The following is a 20,472-nucleotide window of genomic DNA, read 5'->3' on the forward strand; positions in this document are numbered from 1 at the left end:
CGTGGAGGGATCGCTGTCGAAGCGCCGCCGGGTCGGAGGGGATGAGCGTCCAGGCCGTTCGAGGGTCGCCTCCTCCTGTCGTCGTCAGGTGGTGGCTTCAGGAAGGTCGGGGTCGGGGTTTTGGGAGGGTTGGAGGGCGCGGGTGGCGCCGGTACTCAGCGAGCGGTCGAGGCTATCGGTAATATCGACGGCGTCGCGGTGCTGAGGATGAGAGGGGCGTTTGCGAACATGTCGATCATCGCTGCCTCCTCCGTCTGTGGCCGCCAGGCGGCCGTCGCGCAAAACTCTGCGCAGGATCCTTTTAGCCCGCGATCTCCTAACGGAGGCTTACGGGCCATGGTGGAAAGTGACGGCATTTCGCGTTTTCACGATTCCGGCCTCGAAGTTTTCGACGACCGTCTCACCGCGAGTCCTGCGGTGCCCGCCCCGGGAAGGCGACGACCTTCTCGGAGCGGTCCGCCCGGAGGAAGGCCTGTCTGCGCAGGGCCCGGCCCTCGGCCTTGCGCATGGCGGCGGCCCCCATCGAGCCCATGATCTCGCCGGCGAGGAAGTCGAATTCTTCCTCGGTGAGAGTGCTGCGCATCCGGAGAACCCTCTTGAAGATCTCGGCGGTGAGGTCGTCGAGATCGAGCTTAGACATCGTAGCCTCCCAGGGTGGTGATGTGGGGCGACGTCGCCATGAGCTGCGAGATCAGGGTTCGCATCTGGTTGCCTGACATGATGCGGGACACGACCAGCCTTTGCGCCAGGGCGTCGATCAGATCCCTGTTCTCGTCGACGAATTCCTTCGCGCGAAGGTACAAAACATTCAGGTCAGCCTCGACGCGACGGCGCATTTCGGGGTCGTGGCGCAGGCATTCCCTGGCCTCCGCATCCGAGGCCCGGTGCAGGAGCGAGCCGCCCAGGCCCATGCTGACATGCATGGAGGCGAGCATGCTGGTAGCCAGGCCGAGGTCGCTGGCGTAGGCGCCGCCAGAACCGGAATTCGCCTCGCCGAACGCCTCGTCCGTGGCCCTTCCGGCCAGGACGGTGGTGACGTAGGCCTCGATGGACGTCTTCGTCAGGATCGTGGCCCGGGGCATGGACGTCCTGGTGAGGCCCCCAAGTCCGTGGGACATGACATTGCTGAGGCTGACGACCTCGCCAGGACCCAGCAGGGTCACGGCAAGGCCATGCCCGCATTCGTGGCGGGCGCAGGAAAGCGCCTCCTCGGGGGACCTCGGGTCGGGCGGTGCGATCTCGCCGACGAGGTCGTCGAGCCGCATCGGACGGCCGGCGTCCCGAGCCCTGCGTCGGGCTCCCGCGACCCAGGCGGTGGCCTCGGCCCCGGTGGCGCCCACACCGATGCTGGCCGGCACCGACAGGTCGGCGCCGTCGAGGACGTCCGGCCCCAGGTGCTGACGAATGATGCCGGCCAGCCCGTCGGCATCGGGCTTCTCGACGGTGATGACCCGTCCAAGCCGACCTGGCCGCAAAAGTGCGGGATCGATCAGGTCAGGATAATTGCTGGCCCCGATCAGAATGATCTTGTCAGTATTTCCGGAGATTGCACCTTCAAATGTAGTAAGACAATGGTTGATGAGCGGAACCCAATAGTCTCTATTTCTTGATCCAAGCGACGCTCTAGATGGAATTCCGTCCATCTCATCTACGAAGATCAAAACCGGTGCCATCTGGGCTGCCATCGTAAAGACCCTGTTGATCTCCTTGATGACCTCATTAAGGTAGCCATTCGTTTGTGAGAACCAAAGCGCAACGGATGTGCTGATAATTGGAATTTCGAGCGTCTTTGCGATACTTCTCACGAGAGTAGTCTTGCCAGTACCTGGTTCGCCCGCGAGCAGGATTGATCTTTCGAGGGAGCTCCACTCGGCCCTCCCAGCCTTCCATTGCGAAAATTCATAGGCGAGCCTCTGGGCGTACTCGCCTGCTGCCCCGTATCCGTGGATTTCGGACAGCACCGGCACGTCCGCGAGGTTCGGATCGATGGCGGCGTTGGCCTTCGAGGCGGCCACCAGGCGCCGGACGCAGCTTGAGGCCAGGGTGCCCTTGCGGATGGAGGCGGCGATCACGTCGAAGGCGAGCCCGCGCGCGATGTCGGGCGGCATGCGCCTGGCCTTGTGACCGGTCAGGGTCAGGATCGTCTTGCGGATCACGTCGTTGGACGGCGTGCCGATCCTGATGCGCACGTCTGCGGCTGCCATCAGCGCCGAGGGCAGGTGCTGCGCCGGCGCGTGCGAGATCCCGAGGACGCGGCCGCCGTTGCCCAGGAAATCGGCCACTTCCATGTTGCCCACGCTCGGGTTCTCGGACGACTTCGAGGCGCCGGCCCGACAGAAGACGTGATGCCAGGAAATCAGCTTCTCGGCGGCCATCCGCATCGCGGGGATCCAGTCGGGCGACGGGACCTCGATGACCACGCCGGCCCCGCCGAAACGCAGCATCCTGACGTGTTGGCTGCTCGTCATCGCCTCGTCCAGGGCGTGCTTGGCCAGGGTGAAGCGGGAGGACCGGATCTCGGCTTCCATCTGGTCGATGGGCGCCCGGTTGTCCGGGAGGCCGTTGAGGAAATCGTCCAGGCTCTCGCCCGAGGGCTTCAGCGTCTTCGGGGCAAGCCTCGCCATCAGGCCCACCTTTGCCTTCGGGCCGGGCTTGGCCTTGGTGGCGGTGGCCTTGGCGGCGGACTTGGTGTTGGGCTTTTGGAAGTTCGTCATGGCGGCTGCCTCCAATTCGAGGCAGCCGGGCTCAATCGAGCGCGCCGGTCAGGCCTCGTGGGGTCGTCGGGAAAGGGGTGCGCGGGCTGGTTTTCGTGGTTTCATCGGGAGTCTCCGGAGTGGGAGGCCGTCGTAATGGGAATGGTTTTCCCGGTCGTCAGCGCAACGGCTTGCCGGCCGCGGTCATGCGGTGATCCAGCGTCGCCAGGACGGCCTGCAGGGCGCCGGCGAGGCCATCCTCGTGGCGTGCGCCGACCTCGAACAGCCGTCGGACCACCCTGCCGAGCAGGGCGTCGGTGCAGGCCGCGCGTGGAGGCGGGTCTTCGAACGAGCGGTAGGGCTGGGGAGGTCTGGTCGGGGTATCGGAAGGCATGACGGTCGCCTCGGGACAGAGGCGAGCGGGCGCAATCGCGCCGGTCAGGCCTCGTCGACGGAGAAGGGAAGCGGGTGGCTGCCCAGGGCGGGGGCGCGCGTCATGGCTATGAGGCGACGGTCGGTATGCATGAACGCGTCCTCCTCGGGTTGGCTCACGGGCAGGGCCGCCATGAGCTTCGGGCCAGCCCCTTGCCGGGGCGAGAACAACATAGGAACACGAAAGTGTTCGGGCAAGCTTAAACTGATCTTCGAAAGCGGTCAGAGTGCTGGGTTGTGGATCCGTGGACGCCGAATGCAGGGGCGCCGGGCTTCGAGGCCTGGGTCGCATCGAAAGGGCCGGTCTCGCCCCGTACGGATGGGGCTGGGAAACCCGGTCGAGGCGCATGGAATGCGGCTCGCAGGAACGCGGAAAGCGGGATGTGCTTCCCTGTGCCCGCTTCCCTGGAATTAAGGAACCCTTGACCATGCCTGCATGGTTTCCCCAGTGCGAGGAGCTTGGGATGCCATCGGAAAAACAGGTCTGGCTGGCGGCCGACGAGGTCCATCAGACGGGGGAGAGGGTCACGCAGGAGCGCGTGATCGCGCTCTTGCAGAAGCGGGGACGGGGCGGGTCGACGCGTCAGGTCGGGCCGCACCTGCTGTCGTGGAAGGTGGCTCGAAACTATCGGCCGCGGCTGGAGGTGAAGGGGCTGCCGGAGCGCCTCCAGGGCGAGCTCGTGGCCTTCGTGGAGCGGGTCTGGGATGTGGCGCTCGTGGAGGCTTCGCTCCGCTACAAGGACGACCGGCTGAAGGTGGAGATCGAGGGCCGGGCCGCGCGCGAACTGATGGACGAGACCTTCGTGAATGAGGAGGTGGCCATCCGCGAGAACGAGACCCTGAAGTCACGCCTGGCAGAGATGGAGGTCGAGATGGCGGCCCTGCGCAAGCGGGTGAGCGACATGGTGGCCCATGAGTTCTGGGATCGGGTGATGCGGGAGATCGAGGGCGTGCTGCCGGAGAGCGGCTGGGTTCCCGATCATGGGGTGCTCGATCTGCTACCGCCGTCGCTCGCCCGGGAGGCTATCGCTCGTGACAAGCCCCTAACGCGAGGACGGCTCAACAAGCAGATGGGCATCCGCGTGACCCATACGAAATACTTCGTGAGCGAGGAGCGCGAGGACGGCGGCACCTTTTACCGCCGCAGGGCAGGGTGAAGCCAACCCAAATCTCGACCTTCGTTGGCGACGTGCATGTCTCCGTCGCAAAGCGATATCGACTGAGGGACCCAGACCACCCCGACAACAAGCCTTGCGTGTGAGCCAAGCGAATTGCTTCGGCGGAACTCAGTTCCGAGGGGGATCGTGCCACTGCGCAGGGAAGGAACAAAAGGTGATTTAGGCGTGCAACCTTAAGCACATCACGCTCGTTGAAATCTTCAGCACACTTCAAGACCCGAAGATCGGACGATACCGGGCGGAAGCGTGGGGGGATGCAATGACGGCAGCATCAACGCCTTCGCTCGGCTACTTGAGCGACGTCGAAACGAAGGTCGACCTGCTCAACAACGAGGCCATAGCCCGGACCATCGTGCGCTTGATCCGGGAGAAGTCGGAACACCCGATCTCCGTCGGCGTCCACGGTGACTGGGGCGCCGGGAAGTCCAGTGTCCTGGAGATGATCGAGGATGCTCTGTCGGAGGACAAGTCGTTCCTCTGCCTCAAGTTCAACGGCTGGCAGTTCCAAGGCTTCGAGGATGCCAAGATCGCCCTGATCGAGGGCGTGATCCTGGGACTGATCGAGAAGCGGTCTCTGTGGTCCAAGGCCTCGGACGAGGTCAGGGAAGCCCTCAGGAGCGTCGATAAGCTGAAGCTCGCCAAGAAGGCGGGCACCCTCGCCTTCACGGCCATGACCGGCGTACCCGCGTTCGGACTGGGTGACCTTCTCGGCTCCGCGGTGGAGTGGGTGAAGGACACCGTCACCGACAAGGACGCGCGCGAGGCGGCCCTCAAGGAGATCGAGGAGCTCAAGAAGGAAGAGGACGGCGAGGACGACAAGCCGAAGGGCAGGATCGAGAAGGGCTACAGCGTCCCGAAGGAGATCGGCGATTTCCGGAAGTCGTTCAAGAAGCTCATCGCCAAGGCCGGCATCGAGCGGTTGGTCGTCCTCGTCGACGACCTGGACCGGTGCCTTCCCGCGACGGCCATCGAGACATTGGAGGCGATCAGGCTGTTCGTCTTCCTCGACAAGACGGCGTTCATCGTCGGCGCTGACGAGGGCATGATCGAATATGCCGTCCGGAAGCATTTCCCCGACATGCCCGAGACCCAGGCTTCGCACGGCTACGCGCGCGCCTACCTGGAGAAGTTGCTGCAGGTGCCGTTCAGGATACCCGCTCTCGGGGAGACGGAAACACACATCTACGTCACGCTCCTCTTGGTCGGCGCCACCTTGGGGGAGAAGGCCCCCGAGTTCGAAGCGCTGATGACGCTCGGGCGTAACGCACTCTCCAAGCCATGGGACACCGAGGTCTTCACCTCGGAGGCGGTCAAGACGGCACTTGGAGCGAAGTTCGATCAGGCGTCGGTGGCCATCCTGACCGCGGACCAGATCAGCCCGGTCCTGTCGGCGGGGACCAAGGGCAATCCCAGGCAGGTCAAGCGCTTCCTCAACGCCCTGACGCTGAGGCTCGCCGTCGCCAGGGAGCGCAACTTCGGTGACGCCATCGGCCAGACCCAGCTGGCCAAGCTGATGCTTGCCGAACTCTTCCTCCCGGAGACGGTGTTCTCCTACATCGCGATGACGGCCGCGAATGCCCGTGACGGCATCTGTCCCGAACTCGCCGAGATCGAGGCCTTCGCGGACGGCGGGGGCGAGACACGGTCTCAGGCTGGACCCGGCGGCAACGAGCCCCCTGGCGATGGCGTGACCGGCTCGGCCGTGGCGGAGTGGAAGCTTCGACCCGACGTGATCCGGTGGGCGAAGGTGAAACCCGCACTCGGCACGACGTCGCTCAGGCCGTACCTGTTCGTCATCAAGGACAGGAAGAACTTCGTCTCGGGCTCGGCTCCACTGTCCGAGAAGCTGCGCAGGTTGGTGGCCATGCTCGGGGCGGGAGAGATGGCCGCGAGGGGCGCGGCGGCGGACGTCAGGACCCTTTCGCCCGTGGAGATCAGCGATGTCTTCAAGGAACTGAAGGCGCGCGTCATCGCCGCGAACCCGCTGGATCAGAAGCCGGATGCCTTCCACGGGGTCGCGCTTCTGGCAACCGAGCATCCGGGCCTGCAGGGTCAGTACGTCGAGATGCTCAACGACCTGCCGGCGGACAAGCTCGGATTCTGGGCCGCGACGGGCCACCAAATGGTCAGGGAAGACCGTGCCAAGGAGAGGCTTCGCGCCGTGCTGACGCGCTGGTCGACCTGTTCCAACACGCGGCTCGCCAGGGCGGCGACCACTGCCCTGGCCCCGCCCAGGCGTGCCGGCAGGGGAACCTGAGATGGGTACCTCGACGCCCTTCGGAGGAGGCAAGAACGATAACCCGCTGATCCCGGGCTGGATCGGAGGTGGGACTGGCAACGGCGGTCCGGCAGGTGCAGCCGGGGCAGGTGCAGCCGGGGCAGGTGCAGTCGGGGCAGGTGCAGCCGGGGCAGGTGCAGCCGGGGCAGGTGCAGCCGGGGGCGGCAATGCGCCCGGTACCACTCCCGGACAAGCGGCGCCTGGTCAAACGGCGGCGCCGGGGCAGGCGCCGCAGCCGAAGCGCTATACCGGACCCAGGTCGAGCTTCACGCGGTACGCTAAGTCCGGCGGAGGCGACGGTCGCGCGCTCGGCAAGGCGGTGTCCTCCTTTGTGAGGCGAACCGGCGGAGGGGCCGCGACCACATCGCGTCGGATGGCGGCGGAGCGTTCGGCGGTCGCAAGCCTGGCCGGAGTTCTCTCACGCGCGTCCACCGCCCCCGGCGGCATCCGCGAGATCGTCCGGACCCTCAATTTCGGTGACCTTGCCGACCGCCCGATCCAGGACGTCTACGCGGCGTTGGTCGACCATATCTGCCCTCCCGACGGAGATCTCGACGACGCCCACGCCCGCGACGCCTACCTCGAAGCCGTCAACGAGGTCATGCAGGACCAACCCTCGGACCTGGAGAAACCATCGCCGGAGACGATCAAGGACATCATCGGAAAGTTCATCGCCAACGCGGTCAACCAGCGTGTCGTGACGGCCATCGGCGCGGGGATCATCACCTTGCCGTCGAACCCCGACGAGATCCGCGCCGTCGAGAAGGGCCTGAAGGATTTCGTCCGCGGGTGTGTCGCCGAGACGATGGACGAGTTCAGCGGTGATTTTCGCGCCGCCGACCTGAGGCCGGAGATCGACGCCATCTTCGAGCGCGCCGCCGAGGTCCTTGGCGAACGAGGCGACGATGCAGCCAAGGAGGCAGCCGAGTGACCAGACATGCACTCGTGGGGCACCTCGGCCCCGCCGATCAGTACCAGCCCCCCGCCGAGGAGGGCGTCACCTTCACCCGGCTCGACCTCGTTGGGGGAGAGCGTCGTCTGAGATACGACATCGGGCAGTCCCTCGACGAACTCAGGGCCATGCGCGTCAGGCCGACCGAGATCGGCGTCGACCTCATGGTGGTCGCCGTCCTGGTGCACGCCCTCGACACGCGGGTGAGCCGGGTACGCAATGCGCAGGATGGATGGACCCGTGAGTTGCGGCTGGTCGTGCCGGTCTCCGATCCGGAACGATGGCAGGCTGCGGCGCCCGTGCTGCAACGGATGCTGCGGTTCCTGACGGGCGACCATTGGGAGGCGACCTTCCGGCCTCGACCCAGCGGGTTCGCGAGCATCTCTCCCGCCGCACTGCCGAACGTCGAGGCGCCCGAGTTCGACGGCGTCTCTCTCTACTCGGGCGGTCTCGACAGCCTGATCGGGGCGCTGGACACCTTGGCCGGCCGCATGCGCCCGCTCCTTGTCAGTCACAGGGGCGAGGGCGCGGTCAGCGGTCCCCAGGGGGTTCTTTTCCAGGCGATGTCAGATGCGGTCGCTCGGATACAGTCGACGAACCGAACGGGGGCACTGAGCGGCCTGCGCTACTCGCTGACGTTCGACAAGAACCTGATCGCCGGGAAAGAGGACTCGACGCGAGGGCGTTCGTTCCTCTTCCTTGCCCTCGGTGGGTTCGCCGGGTCCGGGCTGCAGGGTCCGTTCGACCTGCGCATTCCGGAGAATGGCCTGATCGCGCTGAACGTCCCCCTCGATCCCACGCGTATCGGATCGAACAGCACGAGGACCACGCACCCCTATTACCTCAGGCGCTGGAACGAGCTCCTCGGCCTGATCGGGATACCGGGCACCGTGACGAACCCGTACTGGGACCGGACGAAGGGCGAGATGGTCAGGGATTGCCTGATGCCCGACGCCCTTCGCGAGCTCATTCCGCTCTCCGTGTCCTGCGCGCATCCGTCGATCAAGCGGTTCGCCAAGGACAACAAGAACCATTGCGGAACCTGCGTACCGTGCATCATCCGGCGGGCGGCAATCGAGGCCGCCCTCGGGGCCGGCAACGATCCCACGCGTTACCGGTGCGAGGACCTTACGGCCCAGCCGCTCTCGGCCAAGGGCAAGGACGGCAAGCAGGTGCGTGGTTTCCAGTACGCGCTGGACCGGCTTGCCCGGGAACCGGGCCTGTCCCGCATCGCCGTCCATAAGCCGGGACCGCTGCGGGAGGATGTCGCGAACCTCGACGGCCTCATCGGAGTCTACGAGCGTGGTATGATGGAGGTTGAACGCTTGCTCCACGGCGTCCGAACCACCTAGCGGCACAGACCGGAACGACCGTGACGGGACGCTTGATAGACCTTCATTGCCACCTCGATCTCTACCCCGACTTCGAGCGCCTGGTCGGCGATTGCGACAGGCTCGGCATCTATACGCTCGCGGTGACGACGACGCCTGTAGCGTGGCCGCGCAATCGCGACCTGGCCGCGGGGACGAAGCACGTCCGGGCTGGCCTCGGCCTCCATCCGCAACTCGTCGGGGAGCGTTGGCGGGAAGTAGATATCTGGGAGCGTTACCTGACGGAGGCCAAATACGTCGGTGAGGTCGGCCTCGACGCGGGTCCGAGACACTATCGTAGCCTTGAACGACAGAAGGACGTTTTCGGTCGCATCCTGAAGGGGTGCGCGTCGGAGGGGGGCAAGATCCTGTCCGTCCATAGCGTCAGGGCGGCGACCCAGGTGTTGGACATGGTCGAGGAGCACTTGCCGCCGGGGCGGGGAAAGGTCGTCCTCCACTGGTTCACGGGCTCAACCGCGGAAGCGGCACGGGCCGTGAAGCTCGGCTGCTACTTCTCGATCAACGCCGAGATGCTCAAGAGCGAACGTGGCATGAAGACCGTCATGTCGCTGCCAGGCGATAGGATACTTACGGAAACCGACGGCCCCTTCACGTCTGTGAATGGCCGGCCACGGAGGCCTTCCGACGTTGAAGACGTCGTTACTGCGTTCGCCGAAGCGAAGCGCATCGTGAAGAAGGATTTTCGGGATGCGCTTTTCGCGAACCTGAGAAATCTCGCCTCGGATGCCCGGACAGTCCCGTCGGTCGAACGCGATGGCGCAGGCGAACCGGTATTGGCCCACACCCGATTTTGAAAGGAACCGGCTTGCGGACATACGCACGGCATCATACCATTTATAGGTACGATGCAACCTTGATATGGTGTGAGAACGGTGGCGACCCTCGACTTCATGATGTCCGCACGGCTGCAGCGCGTGCTCGGCGCCGTTATGACCGCGCCCGAGCGTGAGCTGACCCTGTCCGACCTGATCCGGATCGGCGGCAGCGGAAAAGGGGCGACGCAGGCCGTGGTCGCGCACATGCTGAAGGCGGGTATCGTCACGGATCGTCGATTGGCCAACCTCCGCCTGTTCAAGGCGAACGTCGAACATCCCCTGTTCCCGGAACTGCGGGCTCTTTCGGTCAAGGCGTTCGGGGTCGGGGATCGCCTCCGCGAGGTCGTCGAGACGTTGGGAGACAAGGCCGAGATGGCTTTCGTCTTCGGATCCTTCGCTGCGGGAGCGGATGTCGCCGAAAGCGATGTCGACGTCATGCTCGTCGGGACTGCCGACCTCTTCGAGGTCATGGAAGTCCTCGTTCCGGCCGAGAAGGACCTTGGCCGAAAGGTTCACGTCAACGTCTATGATCCCGTCGAATGGCGGGAGGCTCGCCGCGACAAGGTCGTCGCGAGGATACTTGCAGGTCCGAAGATCGTTTTGAAGGGGGATTGCGGTGACGGAGGACCTGGGCGAACGGTTGAAGAACCTCGTGAAGATACGGTCCCTAAAGGAGGGGATGCGGGATCAGCCCGAGATCGACCAGTACCTCGCGAACGCCACCGACCTTCAAAGGGAAGCCGAGTCCGCGACGACGATCATCGGCCGGTTCACGCTGGCGTATGAGGGAATTCATTGCGTCGCGATGGCCGTACTTAACCATCTGGAGTTGAGGCCGGGCGATGGCGAAGGTCATCGCACGGTCGCTCTGCAGGTGGCCGTGGACGCCTTGAGGATGTCCGAGGACGACCCGCAAGCGGCGCGGGTGCTGTCCCATCTGCATGATACGAGGAACAAGAAGATCTATCGTCAGCCCATCCCGCCCGTCACGAAAAGCGCAGCCGACAACGCCGACCTGTTCCTGCGCAGGATGCTACCCCTTGCCCTTGCGGAAACCCGCGTCGACCCGGACGAGGAAGCGAACCGCGATCCTGGCCCCAAGGGACCGTGAGATGAAACCCGCGGCTACTTGGTTGATCGGCAAAGGTAGTCACGGCGTTCAGTCCACTCCCTTCGACGAAGCCACCGGATAGACATCTCTGAAGTCCTTGTGCCCGGCGAGGGCCTCCGGCTTGTAGGGCCCCCGGCCGGCGCACTGCGTGACCTCCGACAGGCCGAAGCGCTCCCGGACGCTCGGGTGGACCAGGGCCTCCTCGGGAACGTCGCGGATCTTCACGGGCCAGCCGAGCCAGCCGAGGCGACGGGCCAGCCAGCCCGGGAAGATGCCTGCGATGGTGTCGCGCATGTTGGCGACCTCGCAGTGCTGCATCCCGTTCGCAGCCGGATGAAGGTGCAACCGACCGGTCCCGGGCTTCTCGTGATCCATGCCGTCGACCAGCAGCGGGTCCGGGATGCGCGTGGCTTGCCCGACCATCCATTCGAGGGCGATGTCGGAGAGCCGGCTCTCGGCCTCGGGGTAGCTCCCGCCGATGTCCGAGTGGTTGCCCGCGAACCACATCTGGATCAGCGGGTCGGGCTCGCCAACGACCTTTTCGCGGACGACGCCCTTGCCGCCCCAACCCACCCGGGGGAAATCCCTCCGGGTCTCGTCGATAGACAGTGCGTGGCGGGCGAAACCGACCTGGCCGCTCAGGAGCCGGTCGTAGTTCGCCGAGCGCCACTGGGCGACGTGGAACCGCGTCTTGCCGTCGACCGGCGAGCCGACGATGAACTTCACCGCCGTCGGCAGCCAGCGCCACAGCACGAAGGCCGCCGACAGCGCCGCGACGATGGCGAACGGCGTCCAGAACCCTGTCCCGAATGCCAGGTCGAGCAGCACGGCCGGCACGGCGACGAGCAGGGCCGCCAGAACGGTCAGGCCACCGGCGATGCCCCACCGCAGCAGCCCGACCGATCCGAGCGAGGCGACGGTGTCGAACACGCCGATGAAGTGAGGGGCGACGTTGGCGCGGTCGTCGTCGCCGGAGCCGTAGGTGCGTCGAAACCGCCTCGCCAGCTCGAAGCGTTCCACCTCGTAGCGGACGCGTGGGTACCCGGCGCCGTATTCGTAGACTCGCATGACCGCCTCGTTGGCGATGTCGCGGGTCGTCTTCCGGAACCTGGGAAGGTAGCTTCCGGGGAGCGGGGCGTCGGCCTGCGCGGCTGGGGCGGGCTTCCGGCCCGGGACCTTCTCCCTCAGCCATCGGCCGACCGCCGCCCATAGGCTTGGGGCCTTGCACGCGCCTCCGGGCGCGGTCGTCGGGACGCCGCAGAGGAAGAGCACGTTCGCCACGCAGCGGGCCGTGTAGGCACCCCGGCTGAAGCCGAGGAGGTAGATGCGGTCGCCCGGCTCGTAGTGGTCGATGATGAAGGCGTAGCAGTCGGCGATGTTCTTGGTGATGCCGAGCCGGTCACCGAGGCGAGGAGCTTCTGCAATCGACGGTAGGCGCCCGAGAAGCCGGTGGCGGAGCCGTCCGTCCCTAGGCCAGGGTCATAGAACGCAACCTGATCCTTCGGGTCGATGCCGCTGTCGGGACCGACCCGGCAGACCCGGTAGAGCTTGTACACGTTGCTGAGGCGCTGCTCCTCATGGAGCCCGCCTTCCTGGCCGGTGCCGTCGGAGAAGACGACGATGTTCTTCGGCATGTCGTTTCCCACCCTCGCGACCGTCACTAATCCGTTCTCTACTTGGCCGCGCGACCTCGGGTGGGCCCTTTTTCCTTCGGAGAGACCCTTGCCTTCGCCGGTACCCTTGAAGCGACCTTGGCCATCGCCCGTGGCTTCTCGGCCTTGGCCGTGGAGGCAGGCCGTGCCCGATTGGGGTTTGTCGCTCTGGCCTTCGCCGGCATCGAGGCCCGTACCGCCCGTACGGTGCCCTTGATGCCCTCGGCCACGTCAGCAAAGGCGTGGTCCATGGACCGCCAGTCAATCACGGAACGCCCGTCGCGGGGGAGAGCCTTAAGATCGGACGCCCCGGTATCCTTCCAGGCACAGGGCCGCACCACGACGACGACGACGCGCAGTAAACCCTTGGCCCGCCTGCCCATCGCCCGGTTGTACTCCAGCTGGCACCAGCGGCTGGCGAGGTACTCGGGGCTCATCAGGGCGACAAAGATGTCCGCCTCCCGCAGGTTTCGCGAGATCTCGGTGCTCAGCTTATCGCCGGCCGCCATGTGATCGTCGAACCAGGTCTCCACCTCGTCGCGTTTGAGTTGCGCCAGGTGGATCTGCAGCTTCGCCTGCTGCACTACGTTCGCGTGGCTGTAGGACACGAAGATCCGTACTGTCGCCTTCTTGGCCTTTGCCTTCGGCGCTGTGGGTTTCGACGGCATCGGGGCACGTGAGGGCGCCGCCCTCTTCGCCGTGGGCGGGGCGGACTTGGCCGGGCTGGTCGTTGATCTCGCGCGCATTCCGGCCCCGCATTGCGGCCAAGCTCATAAATTAAGTCGGTTGGCCACGGTTTGTTCCCGGGCCCAGGTCCCTCGATCACAACTTGAGGTCTTAACGTCCAGGGCGGCTCAAAAGCGGATCGGGACCGGTAGATCCGGCGGCGGGGCGCACATGCCCATCCAGCCTACGCTTGCGGCATCGACTCCGGGGGAAGCGGGAGGCGGGATGCGCATCCTGGTGCCCGCATCCCGAATCGAAGGGTTTCCCTAACCATGATTGAACGTTCGCCCGACATGCCCGCTCCGAAGGGGGACCAGCGGATCGCTCAGTCGGCGGCGATCAATTCCTTGATGCGTGAGGCGAGCGTCTCCAGCACGAACGGCTTGGTCAGGATCTGCATGCCGGGCCGGAGGTAGCCGTTCCCGAGGACGGCGTTCTCGGCGTAGCCGGTGATGAACAGCACCTTCAGGTCTGGTCGCCGCTCCCGGCCGACATCGGCCATCTGCCGGCCGTTCATACCGCCCGGCAGACCAACGTCCGTCACCAGCAGGTCAATGCGCACGTCGGACTGGAGAACCCGCAGGCCGGCGACGCTGTCGGCAGCCTCGATGGCGGTGTAGCCGAGATCCTCCAGCACCTCGGTCACGAGCATACGCACCGAGGGTTCGTCGTCGACGATCAGCACCGTCTCGCCCTGCTCGGCCCGCTCGACCTCGGAGAGTTTTCGCGCGACCTCGTCCTCGTCGGCCTCGCCGTAGTGCCGCGGCAGGTACAGGCAGACCGTGGTGCCCTCGCCGACCTCGGAGTAGAGCCGGACCTGGCCACCGGACTGACGCGCGAACCCGTAGACCATGGACAGGCCCAGCCCCGTGCCCTCGCCGAGCGGCTTGGTGGTGAAGAACGGCTCGAAGACCTTCGTCATGAGATCCGCCGACATTCCGGTGCCGGTGTCGGACACGCAGACGCTGAGATACTGGCCCGGCGGCATGTCGTGCTTGCGGGCCCCGGCGTCGTCCATCCACTTGTTGGCTGTCTCGATGGTGATGCGGCCGCCGTCCGGCATCGCGTCGCGGGCGTTGATGCACAGGTTCAGCAGCGCGTTCTCAAGCTGGCCCGGGTCGATCAGCGCCGGCCATACCCCGGCGAGACCGACGGCCTCCAGGTGGATCGACGGCCCGACCGTTCGCCGAATGAGCTCCTCCATGTCGGTGACGAGACGGTTCACGTTGGTGGGCTTCGGGTCGAGGGTCTGGCGCCGTGAGAAGGCCAGTAGGCGGTGCGTCAGGGCGGCGGCGCGCTTGGCGGCTCCCTGCGCCACCGTCATGTAACGGTCGAGGTCGCCCAGCCGCCCTTGGGTCATCCGGGTCTGCATCAGCTCCAGCGATCCGGAGATGCCCGCGAGCAGGTTGTTGAAATCGTGCGCCAGCCCCCCGGTCAACTGGCCGACCGCCTCCATCTTCTGCGATTGCCGCAGCGCTTCCTCGGTGAGGCGGAGCACCTCCGCCTGTTCCTTGATCTCCGTAACGTCGCGCACCGACGCGTAGACCAGGCCGTCGCGCGGGACCGCGTTCCAGGATAGCCAGAGGTACCGTCCGTCCTTGTGGCGATAGCGGTTTTCGAACGTGGTCTGAGCCTCGCCGCGCGCGAGGCCGTTCGCGGCCTTCAGTGTCGAGGCGACGTCGTCCGGGTGGACGAAGTCGAGGAAGGGGCGTGCCTTCATCTCGGCGTCGGTCCACCCCAGCTTGCTCGGCCAGGCCGGGTTGAGGCTGACGAAGTAGCCGTCGAGGTTGGCGACGCAGAGCATGTCCGAGGTCGCCTGCCAGATCCGGTCGCGCTCGACCGTGCGGGCGGCAACCTGGCGCGCGAGCTCGGCTTCCGTCTGCTTGCGCGCGGTCACGTCCTGCACGAATACATGGAACCCGTCGACGCGGGCGTCGGCGGTCCTGCGGGGCAGGTAGCGGATCTCGGCGACGCGGGGACGTCCGTCTCGGTGCGGCCAATCCAGCTCGAATGTGACGGCCTCCCCGGCCAGGGCTTGATCCATGAAGCTCTTGCGGGCGGCGTAGCCCTCCGGTCCTAGCAGCACGCGCACATCCTGGCCGACGACCTGCTCGGGCGGCATGAAGAACCAGTCGTCGTACGCCTGGTTGGCGAAGCGATAGAGGTAGTCCGCGTCGATGAAGGAGATCAGGACCGGCAAGGCGTCGGTGATGAGGCGGAGCTCGCGCTCGCCCGCTTCGGCGCGCTTCTCCATCGAGCGTCGTTCGGTGATGTCCGAGAAGAAGACCGCAACCCGGTTCGCGCCTGGCTCGCCGGTCCGCAGGGCGCGCACGTCGAACCAGCGCCCGAAGACCTCGGCGTAGTGCTCGAAATGCGCGGGTGTGCCGGTCTGCGCGACTCCCCCATAGGTGTCGAACCAGTGACGCTCAAGGTCCGGGGCGAATTCGCTCACCCACTTGCCGGCGACGTCGGCGCCGGTCTGGCGCACGAAGGCGGGGTTCGCCTCGACGATGCGATAGTCGACGGCGCGGTCACCCTCGAACCTCATCTCAATGATGCAGAACCCGACCTCGATACTTTCGAACAGGGTCCGGTAGCGTGCCTCGTTCTCGCCTAGGGCGACCTCGCCGAGAGTGCGTTCCGTGACGTCGTGCCCCTCGACGAAGATGCCGGTGACGGCACCGTCCGCATCCGTGATCGGCTGGTAGACGAAGTCGAGATAGCGTTCGTGGACCGGGCCACCCGGGGTCGCCTGGACATCGTAGCGGGAACCGGTCGCCCTGTGCGTCCGGCCGGAACGGAACACCTCGTCGAGTAGGTCGACGTAGCCTTGCGCCGCCGCATCCGGCAGCGCTTCCGCCACGGTCCGACCGACTACGTCGCGATGGTCGATGGCCCGCTGGTAGGCGGCGTTGGTCAACGTGAAGCGATGCTCCGGTCCTCCGAGGAGCGCGATGAAGCTCGGCGCCTGCTCGAACATCTCGGCGAGCGAGGCCGACTGGGAACGCAGGCGAAGAACCTCGGCTACGAGTTGTTCGCGCGAAAGGGCTTCGGGGTCTGGCATGGCGGTGGCAGGCATCCGCGCCGGTTACCCTTCGATTGTGTTTCGCGCGAGTCGCGATGCGGGATGCGAACGGCATCGATGGGTTGCCGGGCCGGGATACGCCACATCTGGAGGAGCATCACCCGACCTGGTTGCGCCTCGCCTTGATCCGAGTCGTCCCAGGCCGTCGACCGCCCGAGACGGATGGAGTGATCCGCGTGCCGGACCCGACCGTGCAAATGACGCGTCGGACGGTCGGCAACCAATCGCCTTGAACCTGTGTTGCGAAACGATGACCGCGAAGCGCTCCATGAAAGCCTCGGCCGTCCTCGTGGTCGAGGATGACGACCTCGTACGCCTTTGCGCCGTCGAGATGCTGGAGGATGCTGGCTTCACAATCGTCGAGGCGCGCCATGCCGACGAGGCATGGTTCATCCTCCACGAACGCTCCGACATCGGCGCGCTGTTCACCGACGTCGACATGCCGGGCACCATGTGCGGGGTGACACTGGCCGGACGCGTCCACGACGCCTGGCCCGACATCCGTCTTGTCGTGACCTCGGGACGCCAGCGGTTCACCAACGGGGAAATACCCAACCACGGCCGCTTCGTACCCAAGCCCTACAGCTTGGACCAGGTCGTCGACGCCATCCAGCACGCGGTCTGACCGTCGGTCGGTTGCCTTCGACCGCATGCGGCAGGATCGCTTTACTCGAAAGCGCCACCGCATCGATCCATCGCGTGGGACGTTGGCCTTGGATCAGATCATCCGAGGCGGCGGAAAGCCGTTTGTTCGCCAAGAGCGGCCGGATGGGGGAACGCAAGGAAACGAGATGCCGAAACCCATGTTCGACGAGAGCAACATCACCTGGCGGACCCTCGACTGGCTCCCTCACATCGCTTTCTTCGTCTACAAGGTCGACGAGGAGAACCGCATCGTCGACGTCGTCTTCAAGTTCGCGGCGAACGAGAAGGTGATGCTGCACCGGCACAAGAGCCCCTACGTGACGCTCGTGTTGCAGGGCGAGCTCAGGTTCTACCGTGAGGACGGGACCCATAAGGAGACGCGCCCCACAGGCAGCTACGTCTCGGGCGTGGCGAACGGCGACCCGCACATGGAGGGCGGCGGCGACGAGGACGCCATCGTGTTCTTCAGCAACCGCAATATCGAGGACGCGCTCTACGAGTTCCTCGACGAGTCCGGCAATCCCGTCCAAGTCCTTGGTATCGCCGACTTCAAGGCCCAGCTTGAAGACCAGATCGCGACCGGTACCTTCGAGAAGGTGACCGCCAGGGCTGCTTGAGGGTCGCTCCGGACGCTACCAAGCGTCTAGGTTGGACAGTTCGCGATACGAGAAGCTCAATCGCCAAAGCTAAAGTTATTCATTCGACATATTCGGGGCGCCCTGTCCGACGGGGCGCCCCGCCTCATTTTAAGTTGGTAGCGCACGGAACACCAAGGGACGAAACCGGACCCTTAGGTCAGCTATCGCCGGTCACCGCCCTCGAACAAGCTTTTGGCGGTCCTGAAACTTATCGTCGACCGATCCCGTAGCCATACGTGACGACAAATGATCCCCGTGTTCGAAGCCCTGGCTTGAGCGCGCGAGGAGTATTGCCAAGAGTTTTAATCAAAGAAATCGATCTAATATTTCTCGGAACAACGATAGAATAATCCTGTTGCCCAGTAGGATGAATAAATCATTCATCTCTACGGGAGATATCCAGTGAAGAAGTTCTCGCTCGTCTTGACCGCGCTGACCGCCTTCGGTGGCATCGGCCTCGCGGCCGGTTCGGCCACGGCCGCACCGATGTCCGTCAACGGCCTCCAGTCCGAGAGTGGCGTTACCCAGGTGCGCATGATGCACGGCGACCGGATGATGAAGAAGCGCATGATGCGGAAGCAGATGATGAAGCGCCGCATGATGAAGAAGCGGATGATGAACCGCGGCATGTGATCGCCAACGCTTTCGGAGGCCCCGTTACGGGGGCCTCCGCCCTGGACGACAAGCATCGTGAGGGAGACCGCTTGCCCCGTACCTACCTGACGCGTTCCGCGCCCGACACGGGTGAGGTCGAGCGCCGCCGATGGATGTTCCGGCACCCAGTCGTGATCCGTGTCACCCACTGGATCAACGCGATCTGCCTCCCGGTGCTACTGATGAGCGGCTTGCAGATCTTCAACGCTCACCCAGCCTTATATTGGGGGAAGGTCTCGACCTTCGACACGCCGCTGATGGCGATGTCCTCCACCGAAGACGACCCGCCCAAGGGCACGACGACGGTGTTCGGTCACGTCTTCGACACCACGGGTTGGCTCGGCTCCTCTGTTGGCTCCAACAGCGAGGCGGCCGACCGCGGTTTCCCGGTCTGGGCGACGCTGCCAAGCGACCAGGACCTCACCGGCGGTCGCTCCTGGCACTTCTTCTTCGCCTGGGCCTTCGTCCTGAACGGCCTTGCCTACCTGCTCTACGGGCTGGTCAGCGGACAGCTTCGGTTCCGCGTGATCCCGTCGCGCGACCAGATCCGGCATTTCGGCGCTTCGATTTGGGAGCACCTGACGCTGCGCTTCCCGCAGGGCGAGGAGGCCAAGCGCTACAACGTCATCCAGAAGCTTACCTATCTCCTGGTGCTGTTCGTGCTCCTGCCGCTGCAGGTCCTGGCCGGCCTCGCGATGTCTCCGGCGATGGACGCGGCCTTCCCGTTCTTGCTGACGCTATTCGATGGGCGCCAGTCGGCCCGCACGATCCATTTCGTCGTGGCGGCCCTGCTCGTCCTGTTCGTAGTAGTGCACGTCGCCCTCGTCGTCCTCTCCGGCTTCTGGAACAACATGCGCGGCATGCTCACCGGTTGGTTCGTGATCGAGCGCAAGGTCGAGCCGGCACCGGTCACCGGGGAGACCCGGCCATGAGCCACCTTCCCAGCCGACGGGCCCTCCTGACGGGAGCGTCCGCCATGGCCGCGGCGGCCATGCTCGGCGGGTGCGACCGCCTCGGCAACGCGGAGTGGTTCCGGCGCACCCTCAAAACCGGCGAGGACGCCAACCTGTTCGTCCAGCGCCTGCTGCTCACCGACCGGGCGCTGGCCCCGGAATACGCCGAGGCCGACATCTCGCCGTGGTTCAAGCCGAACGGAACCGAGGACCCGCCGGACAAGGCATACAAGGTTCTGGCGAAGGCTAAGTTCGCCAAGTACCACCTGGAGGTCGATGGCCTCGTGGAAATGCCCCTCAAGCTTTCCCTGGCCGAACTCCGCAAGCTTCCCGCCCGAACCCAGATCACCCGGCACGATTGTGTCGAGGGCTGGAGCGCCATCGGAAAATGGACCGGGGTGCCACTCGCCAACCTGCTGTCCCGGGCCAAGCTCAAGCCGCAGGCGCGCTACGTGGTGTTCCACTGCGCCGACACCATGGACCAGGGCAATGCCCTGGAAGGCGGGGGGAACGGTGAGGAGACCGACGAGGTCCCCGCCGGCAATGCCAACCCAAGCATGACGAAGCAGTCGGGCGGCGACGAGAGCAGGAAGGACTCCGGTGGCCAACAGGCGACGGAGGACGATGCGGCCAGCGGCGGAACGCCGGTTCGGTTCTACGAGAGCATCGACCTTGTCGACGCGTTCCACCCGCAGACCATCCTGGCCTACGACATGAACGGGGAGGCGCTTCCCGTATCGAACGGCGCACCGCTGCGGCTGCGCGTGGAACGCAACCTCGGCTACAAGCAAGCGAAGTACGTGATGCGCATCGAGGTGGTCGAGAGCTTCGCCCACCTCGGCGACGGCAAGGGCGGCTATTGGGAGGACCAGGGCTATGCCTGGTACGCCGGCATCTGAGTTGGCGTGGACGTGACGTCTTTGTCACTGCGAGCATTCAAAGCGCCACCCTCTCTTGGCGAGCTCCGGTAGGGTTTTCCCGGTGACATCCGGCGCTCGCAAACTGCGGAGTGGGTTCGGCCCCGCGCCATGTAGCTGGCTATCAGACCGGCCACGCGGCCTCGAAGCGTCCGATTTAAGCGGCCCGCGGACCAGACTGACACGCCCGGCCTGACGAAATCTGCGACGGACCGATGTTCGGACTGCAGCGCAAATACTGAAGGGCAATGCCGTCATGTCCCTACATTTTGAACGCCTCGGCACCGGCAGGCCGCTACTCATGGTCCATGGGCTGGGGTCCAATCTCCGCACCTGGGACCCGCTCTTGCCC

Annotated in this window: 17 protein-coding genes and 1 pseudogene; 12 read left to right on the top strand and 6 right to left on the bottom strand. The window is 65.4% G+C overall.

Annotated elements, in window-relative coordinates; all coding sequences use genetic code 11:
- Positions 1 to 400: 400 nt before the first annotated feature.
- The 3 genes from FV242_RS15015 to FV242_RS15025 form a co-directional block, all read right to left on the bottom strand.
- Positions 401 to 640, bottom strand: coding sequence for a hypothetical protein (locus tag FV242_RS15015; protein WP_147939468.1), 240 nt, complete (start codon positions 638 to 640; stop codon positions 401 to 403).
- On the bottom strand, positions 633 to 2,714 hold the full coding sequence (locus tag FV242_RS15020) for an AAA family ATPase (RefSeq protein ID WP_147939469.1): 2,082 nt from the start codon (positions 2,712 to 2,714) through the stop codon (positions 633 to 635). Before FV242_RS15020 ends, FV242_RS15015 begins: the two co-directional genes overlap by 8 nt.
- Before the next feature lie 157 nt (positions 2,715 to 2,871).
- Positions 2,872 to 3,087 (bottom strand): hypothetical protein, encoded by a 216-nt coding sequence (locus FV242_RS15025; protein ID WP_147939470.1) that lies wholly within the window; start codon positions 3,085 to 3,087, stop codon positions 2,872 to 2,874.
- 502 nt (positions 3,088 to 3,589) lie between these two features.
- Here FV242_RS15025 and FV242_RS15030 point away from each other — a divergent pair.
- From FV242_RS15030 to FV242_RS15060, 7 genes are all read left to right on the top strand, one after another.
- Positions 3,590 to 4,282: a DNA-binding protein gene (locus FV242_RS15030; protein WP_187278431.1), complete on the top strand. Its 693-nt coding sequence runs from the start codon at positions 3,590 to 3,592 to the stop codon at positions 4,280 to 4,282.
- 280 nt (positions 4,283 to 4,562) lie between these two features.
- On the top strand, positions 4,563 to 6,560 hold the full coding sequence (gene qatA / locus FV242_RS15035) for a Qat anti-phage system ATPase QatA (protein ID WP_147939472.1): 1,998 nt from the start codon (positions 4,563 to 4,565) through the stop codon (positions 6,558 to 6,560).
- A gap of 1 nt (position 6,561) precedes the next feature.
- Positions 6,562 to 7,512, top strand: coding sequence for a Qat anti-phage system associated protein QatB (qatB, locus tag FV242_RS36280; protein ID WP_187278432.1), 951 nt, complete (start codon positions 6,562 to 6,564; stop codon positions 7,510 to 7,512).
- Positions 7,509 to 8,885 carry a Qat anti-phage system QueC-like protein QatC gene (gene qatC / locus FV242_RS15045; RefSeq protein WP_147939474.1) on the top strand — a complete coding sequence of 459 codons (1,377 nt, stop codon included), beginning with the start codon at positions 7,509 to 7,511 and terminating at the stop codon, positions 8,883 to 8,885. Before qatB ends, qatC begins: the two co-directional genes overlap by 4 nt.
- A 20-nt stretch (positions 8,886 to 8,905) precedes the next feature.
- Positions 8,906 to 9,718 carry a Qat anti-phage system TatD family nuclease QatD gene (qatD, locus tag FV242_RS15050; protein ID WP_147939475.1) on the top strand — a complete coding sequence of 271 codons (813 nt, stop codon included), beginning with the start codon at positions 8,906 to 8,908 and terminating at the stop codon, positions 9,716 to 9,718.
- A gap of 78 nt (positions 9,719 to 9,796) precedes the next feature.
- The gene (locus FV242_RS15055; protein ID WP_147939476.1) at positions 9,797 to 10,525 is read left to right on the top strand and encodes a nucleotidyltransferase domain-containing protein; all 729 of its coding nucleotides are present in this window, start codon (positions 9,797 to 9,799) and stop codon (positions 10,523 to 10,525) included.
- 109 nt (positions 10,526 to 10,634) lie between these two features.
- On the top strand, positions 10,635 to 10,850 hold the full coding sequence (locus FV242_RS15060) for a hypothetical protein (RefSeq protein WP_147939477.1): 216 nt from the start codon (positions 10,635 to 10,637) through the stop codon (positions 10,848 to 10,850).
- Between the two features lie 48 nt (positions 10,851 to 10,898).
- Here FV242_RS15060 and FV242_RS15065 read toward each other — a convergent pair.
- From FV242_RS15065 to FV242_RS15075, 3 genes and pseudogenes are all read right to left on the bottom strand, one after another.
- A pseudogene (locus FV242_RS15065) lies at positions 10,899 to 12,484 on the bottom strand (DUF2235 domain-containing protein).
- Between the two features lie 38 nt (positions 12,485 to 12,522).
- Positions 12,523 to 13,170, bottom strand: a complete 648-nt coding sequence (locus FV242_RS15070) for a toll/interleukin-1 receptor domain-containing protein (RefSeq protein ID WP_246692716.1) — start codon at positions 13,168 to 13,170, stop codon at positions 12,523 to 12,525.
- Positions 13,171 to 13,553: 383 nt separating this feature from the next.
- Positions 13,554 to 16,292, bottom strand: a complete 2,739-nt coding sequence (locus FV242_RS15075) for a PAS domain-containing sensor histidine kinase (protein ID WP_147939478.1) — start codon at positions 16,290 to 16,292, stop codon at positions 13,554 to 13,556.
- 271 nt (positions 16,293 to 16,563) lie between these two features.
- On the opposite strand from FV242_RS15075, the gene FV242_RS15080 reads away from it, so the two are divergent.
- The 5 genes from FV242_RS15080 to FV242_RS15100 all read left to right on the top strand — a co-directional run bounded on the left by FV242_RS15080 (position 16,564) and on the right by FV242_RS15100 (position 20,102).
- A complete protein-coding gene (locus tag FV242_RS15080) occupies positions 16,564 to 16,938 on the top strand; it encodes a response regulator (protein WP_147939479.1) in 375 nt (124 codons plus the stop codon).
- A 166-nt stretch (positions 16,939 to 17,104) separates the two neighbouring features.
- Positions 17,105 to 17,575 carry a regulator gene (locus tag FV242_RS15085; protein ID WP_147939480.1) on the top strand — a complete coding sequence of 157 codons (471 nt, stop codon included), beginning with the start codon at positions 17,105 to 17,107 and terminating at the stop codon, positions 17,573 to 17,575.
- A gap of 423 nt (positions 17,576 to 17,998) precedes the next feature.
- Positions 17,999 to 18,229: a hypothetical protein gene (locus FV242_RS15090; protein ID WP_147939481.1), complete on the top strand. Its 231-nt coding sequence runs from the start codon at positions 17,999 to 18,001 to the stop codon at positions 18,227 to 18,229.
- A 71-nt stretch (positions 18,230 to 18,300) separates the two neighbouring features.
- Positions 18,301 to 19,182 carry a cytochrome b/b6 domain-containing protein gene (locus tag FV242_RS15095; protein WP_246692717.1) on the top strand — a complete coding sequence of 294 codons (882 nt, stop codon included), beginning with the start codon at positions 18,301 to 18,303 and terminating at the stop codon, positions 19,180 to 19,182.
- Complete coding sequence (locus FV242_RS15100) at positions 19,179 to 20,102, top strand: molybdopterin-dependent oxidoreductase (protein ID WP_147939482.1); 924 nt, start codon at positions 19,179 to 19,181, stop codon at positions 20,100 to 20,102. The genes FV242_RS15095 and FV242_RS15100 overlap by 4 nt, the downstream gene beginning before the upstream one ends.
- The last annotated feature ends 370 nt before the right edge of the window (positions 20,103 to 20,472 follow it).

The organism is Methylobacterium sp. WL64 (assembly GCF_008039945.1).
Taxonomy (GTDB): domain Bacteria; phylum Pseudomonadota; class Alphaproteobacteria; order Rhizobiales; family Beijerinckiaceae; genus Methylobacterium.

Coding starts and splice junctions, on each gene's coding strand:
- FV242_RS15020 (WP_147939469.1), bottom strand. CDS start 2,714: ATGACGAACTTCCAAAAGCCCAACACCAAGTCCGCCGCCAAGGCCACC.
- FV242_RS15080 (WP_147939479.1), top strand. CDS start 16,564: ATGACCGCGAAGCGCTCCATGAAAGCCTCGGCCGTCCTCGTGGTCGAG.
- qatB (WP_187278432.1), top strand. CDS start 6,562: ATGGGTACCTCGACGCCCTTCGGAGGAGGCAAGAACGATAACCCGCTG.
- FV242_RS15025 (WP_147939470.1), bottom strand. CDS start 3,087: ATGCCTTCCGATACCCCGACCAGACCTCCCCAGCCCTACCGCTCGTTC.
- FV242_RS15085 (WP_147939480.1), top strand. CDS start 17,105: ATGCCGAAACCCATGTTCGACGAGAGCAACATCACCTGGCGGACCCTC.
- FV242_RS15075 (WP_147939478.1), bottom strand. CDS start 16,292: ATGCCAGACCCCGAAGCCCTTTCGCGCGAACAACTCGTAGCCGAGGTT.
- FV242_RS15030 (WP_187278431.1), top strand. CDS start 3,590: ATGCCATCGGAAAAACAGGTCTGGCTGGCGGCCGACGAGGTCCATCAG.
- FV242_RS15100 (WP_147939482.1), top strand. CDS start 19,179: ATGAGCCACCTTCCCAGCCGACGGGCCCTCCTGACGGGAGCGTCCGCC.
- qatA (WP_147939472.1), top strand. CDS start 4,563: ATGACGGCAGCATCAACGCCTTCGCTCGGCTACTTGAGCGACGTCGAA.
- FV242_RS15015 (WP_147939468.1), bottom strand. CDS start 640: ATGTCTAAGCTCGATCTCGACGACCTCACCGCCGAGATCTTCAAGAGG.
- FV242_RS15070 (WP_246692716.1), bottom strand. CDS start 13,170: ATGCCGTCGAAACCCACAGCGCCGAAGGCAAAGGCCAAGAAGGCGACA.
- FV242_RS15060 (WP_147939477.1), top strand. CDS start 10,635: ATGTCCGAGGACGACCCGCAAGCGGCGCGGGTGCTGTCCCATCTGCAT.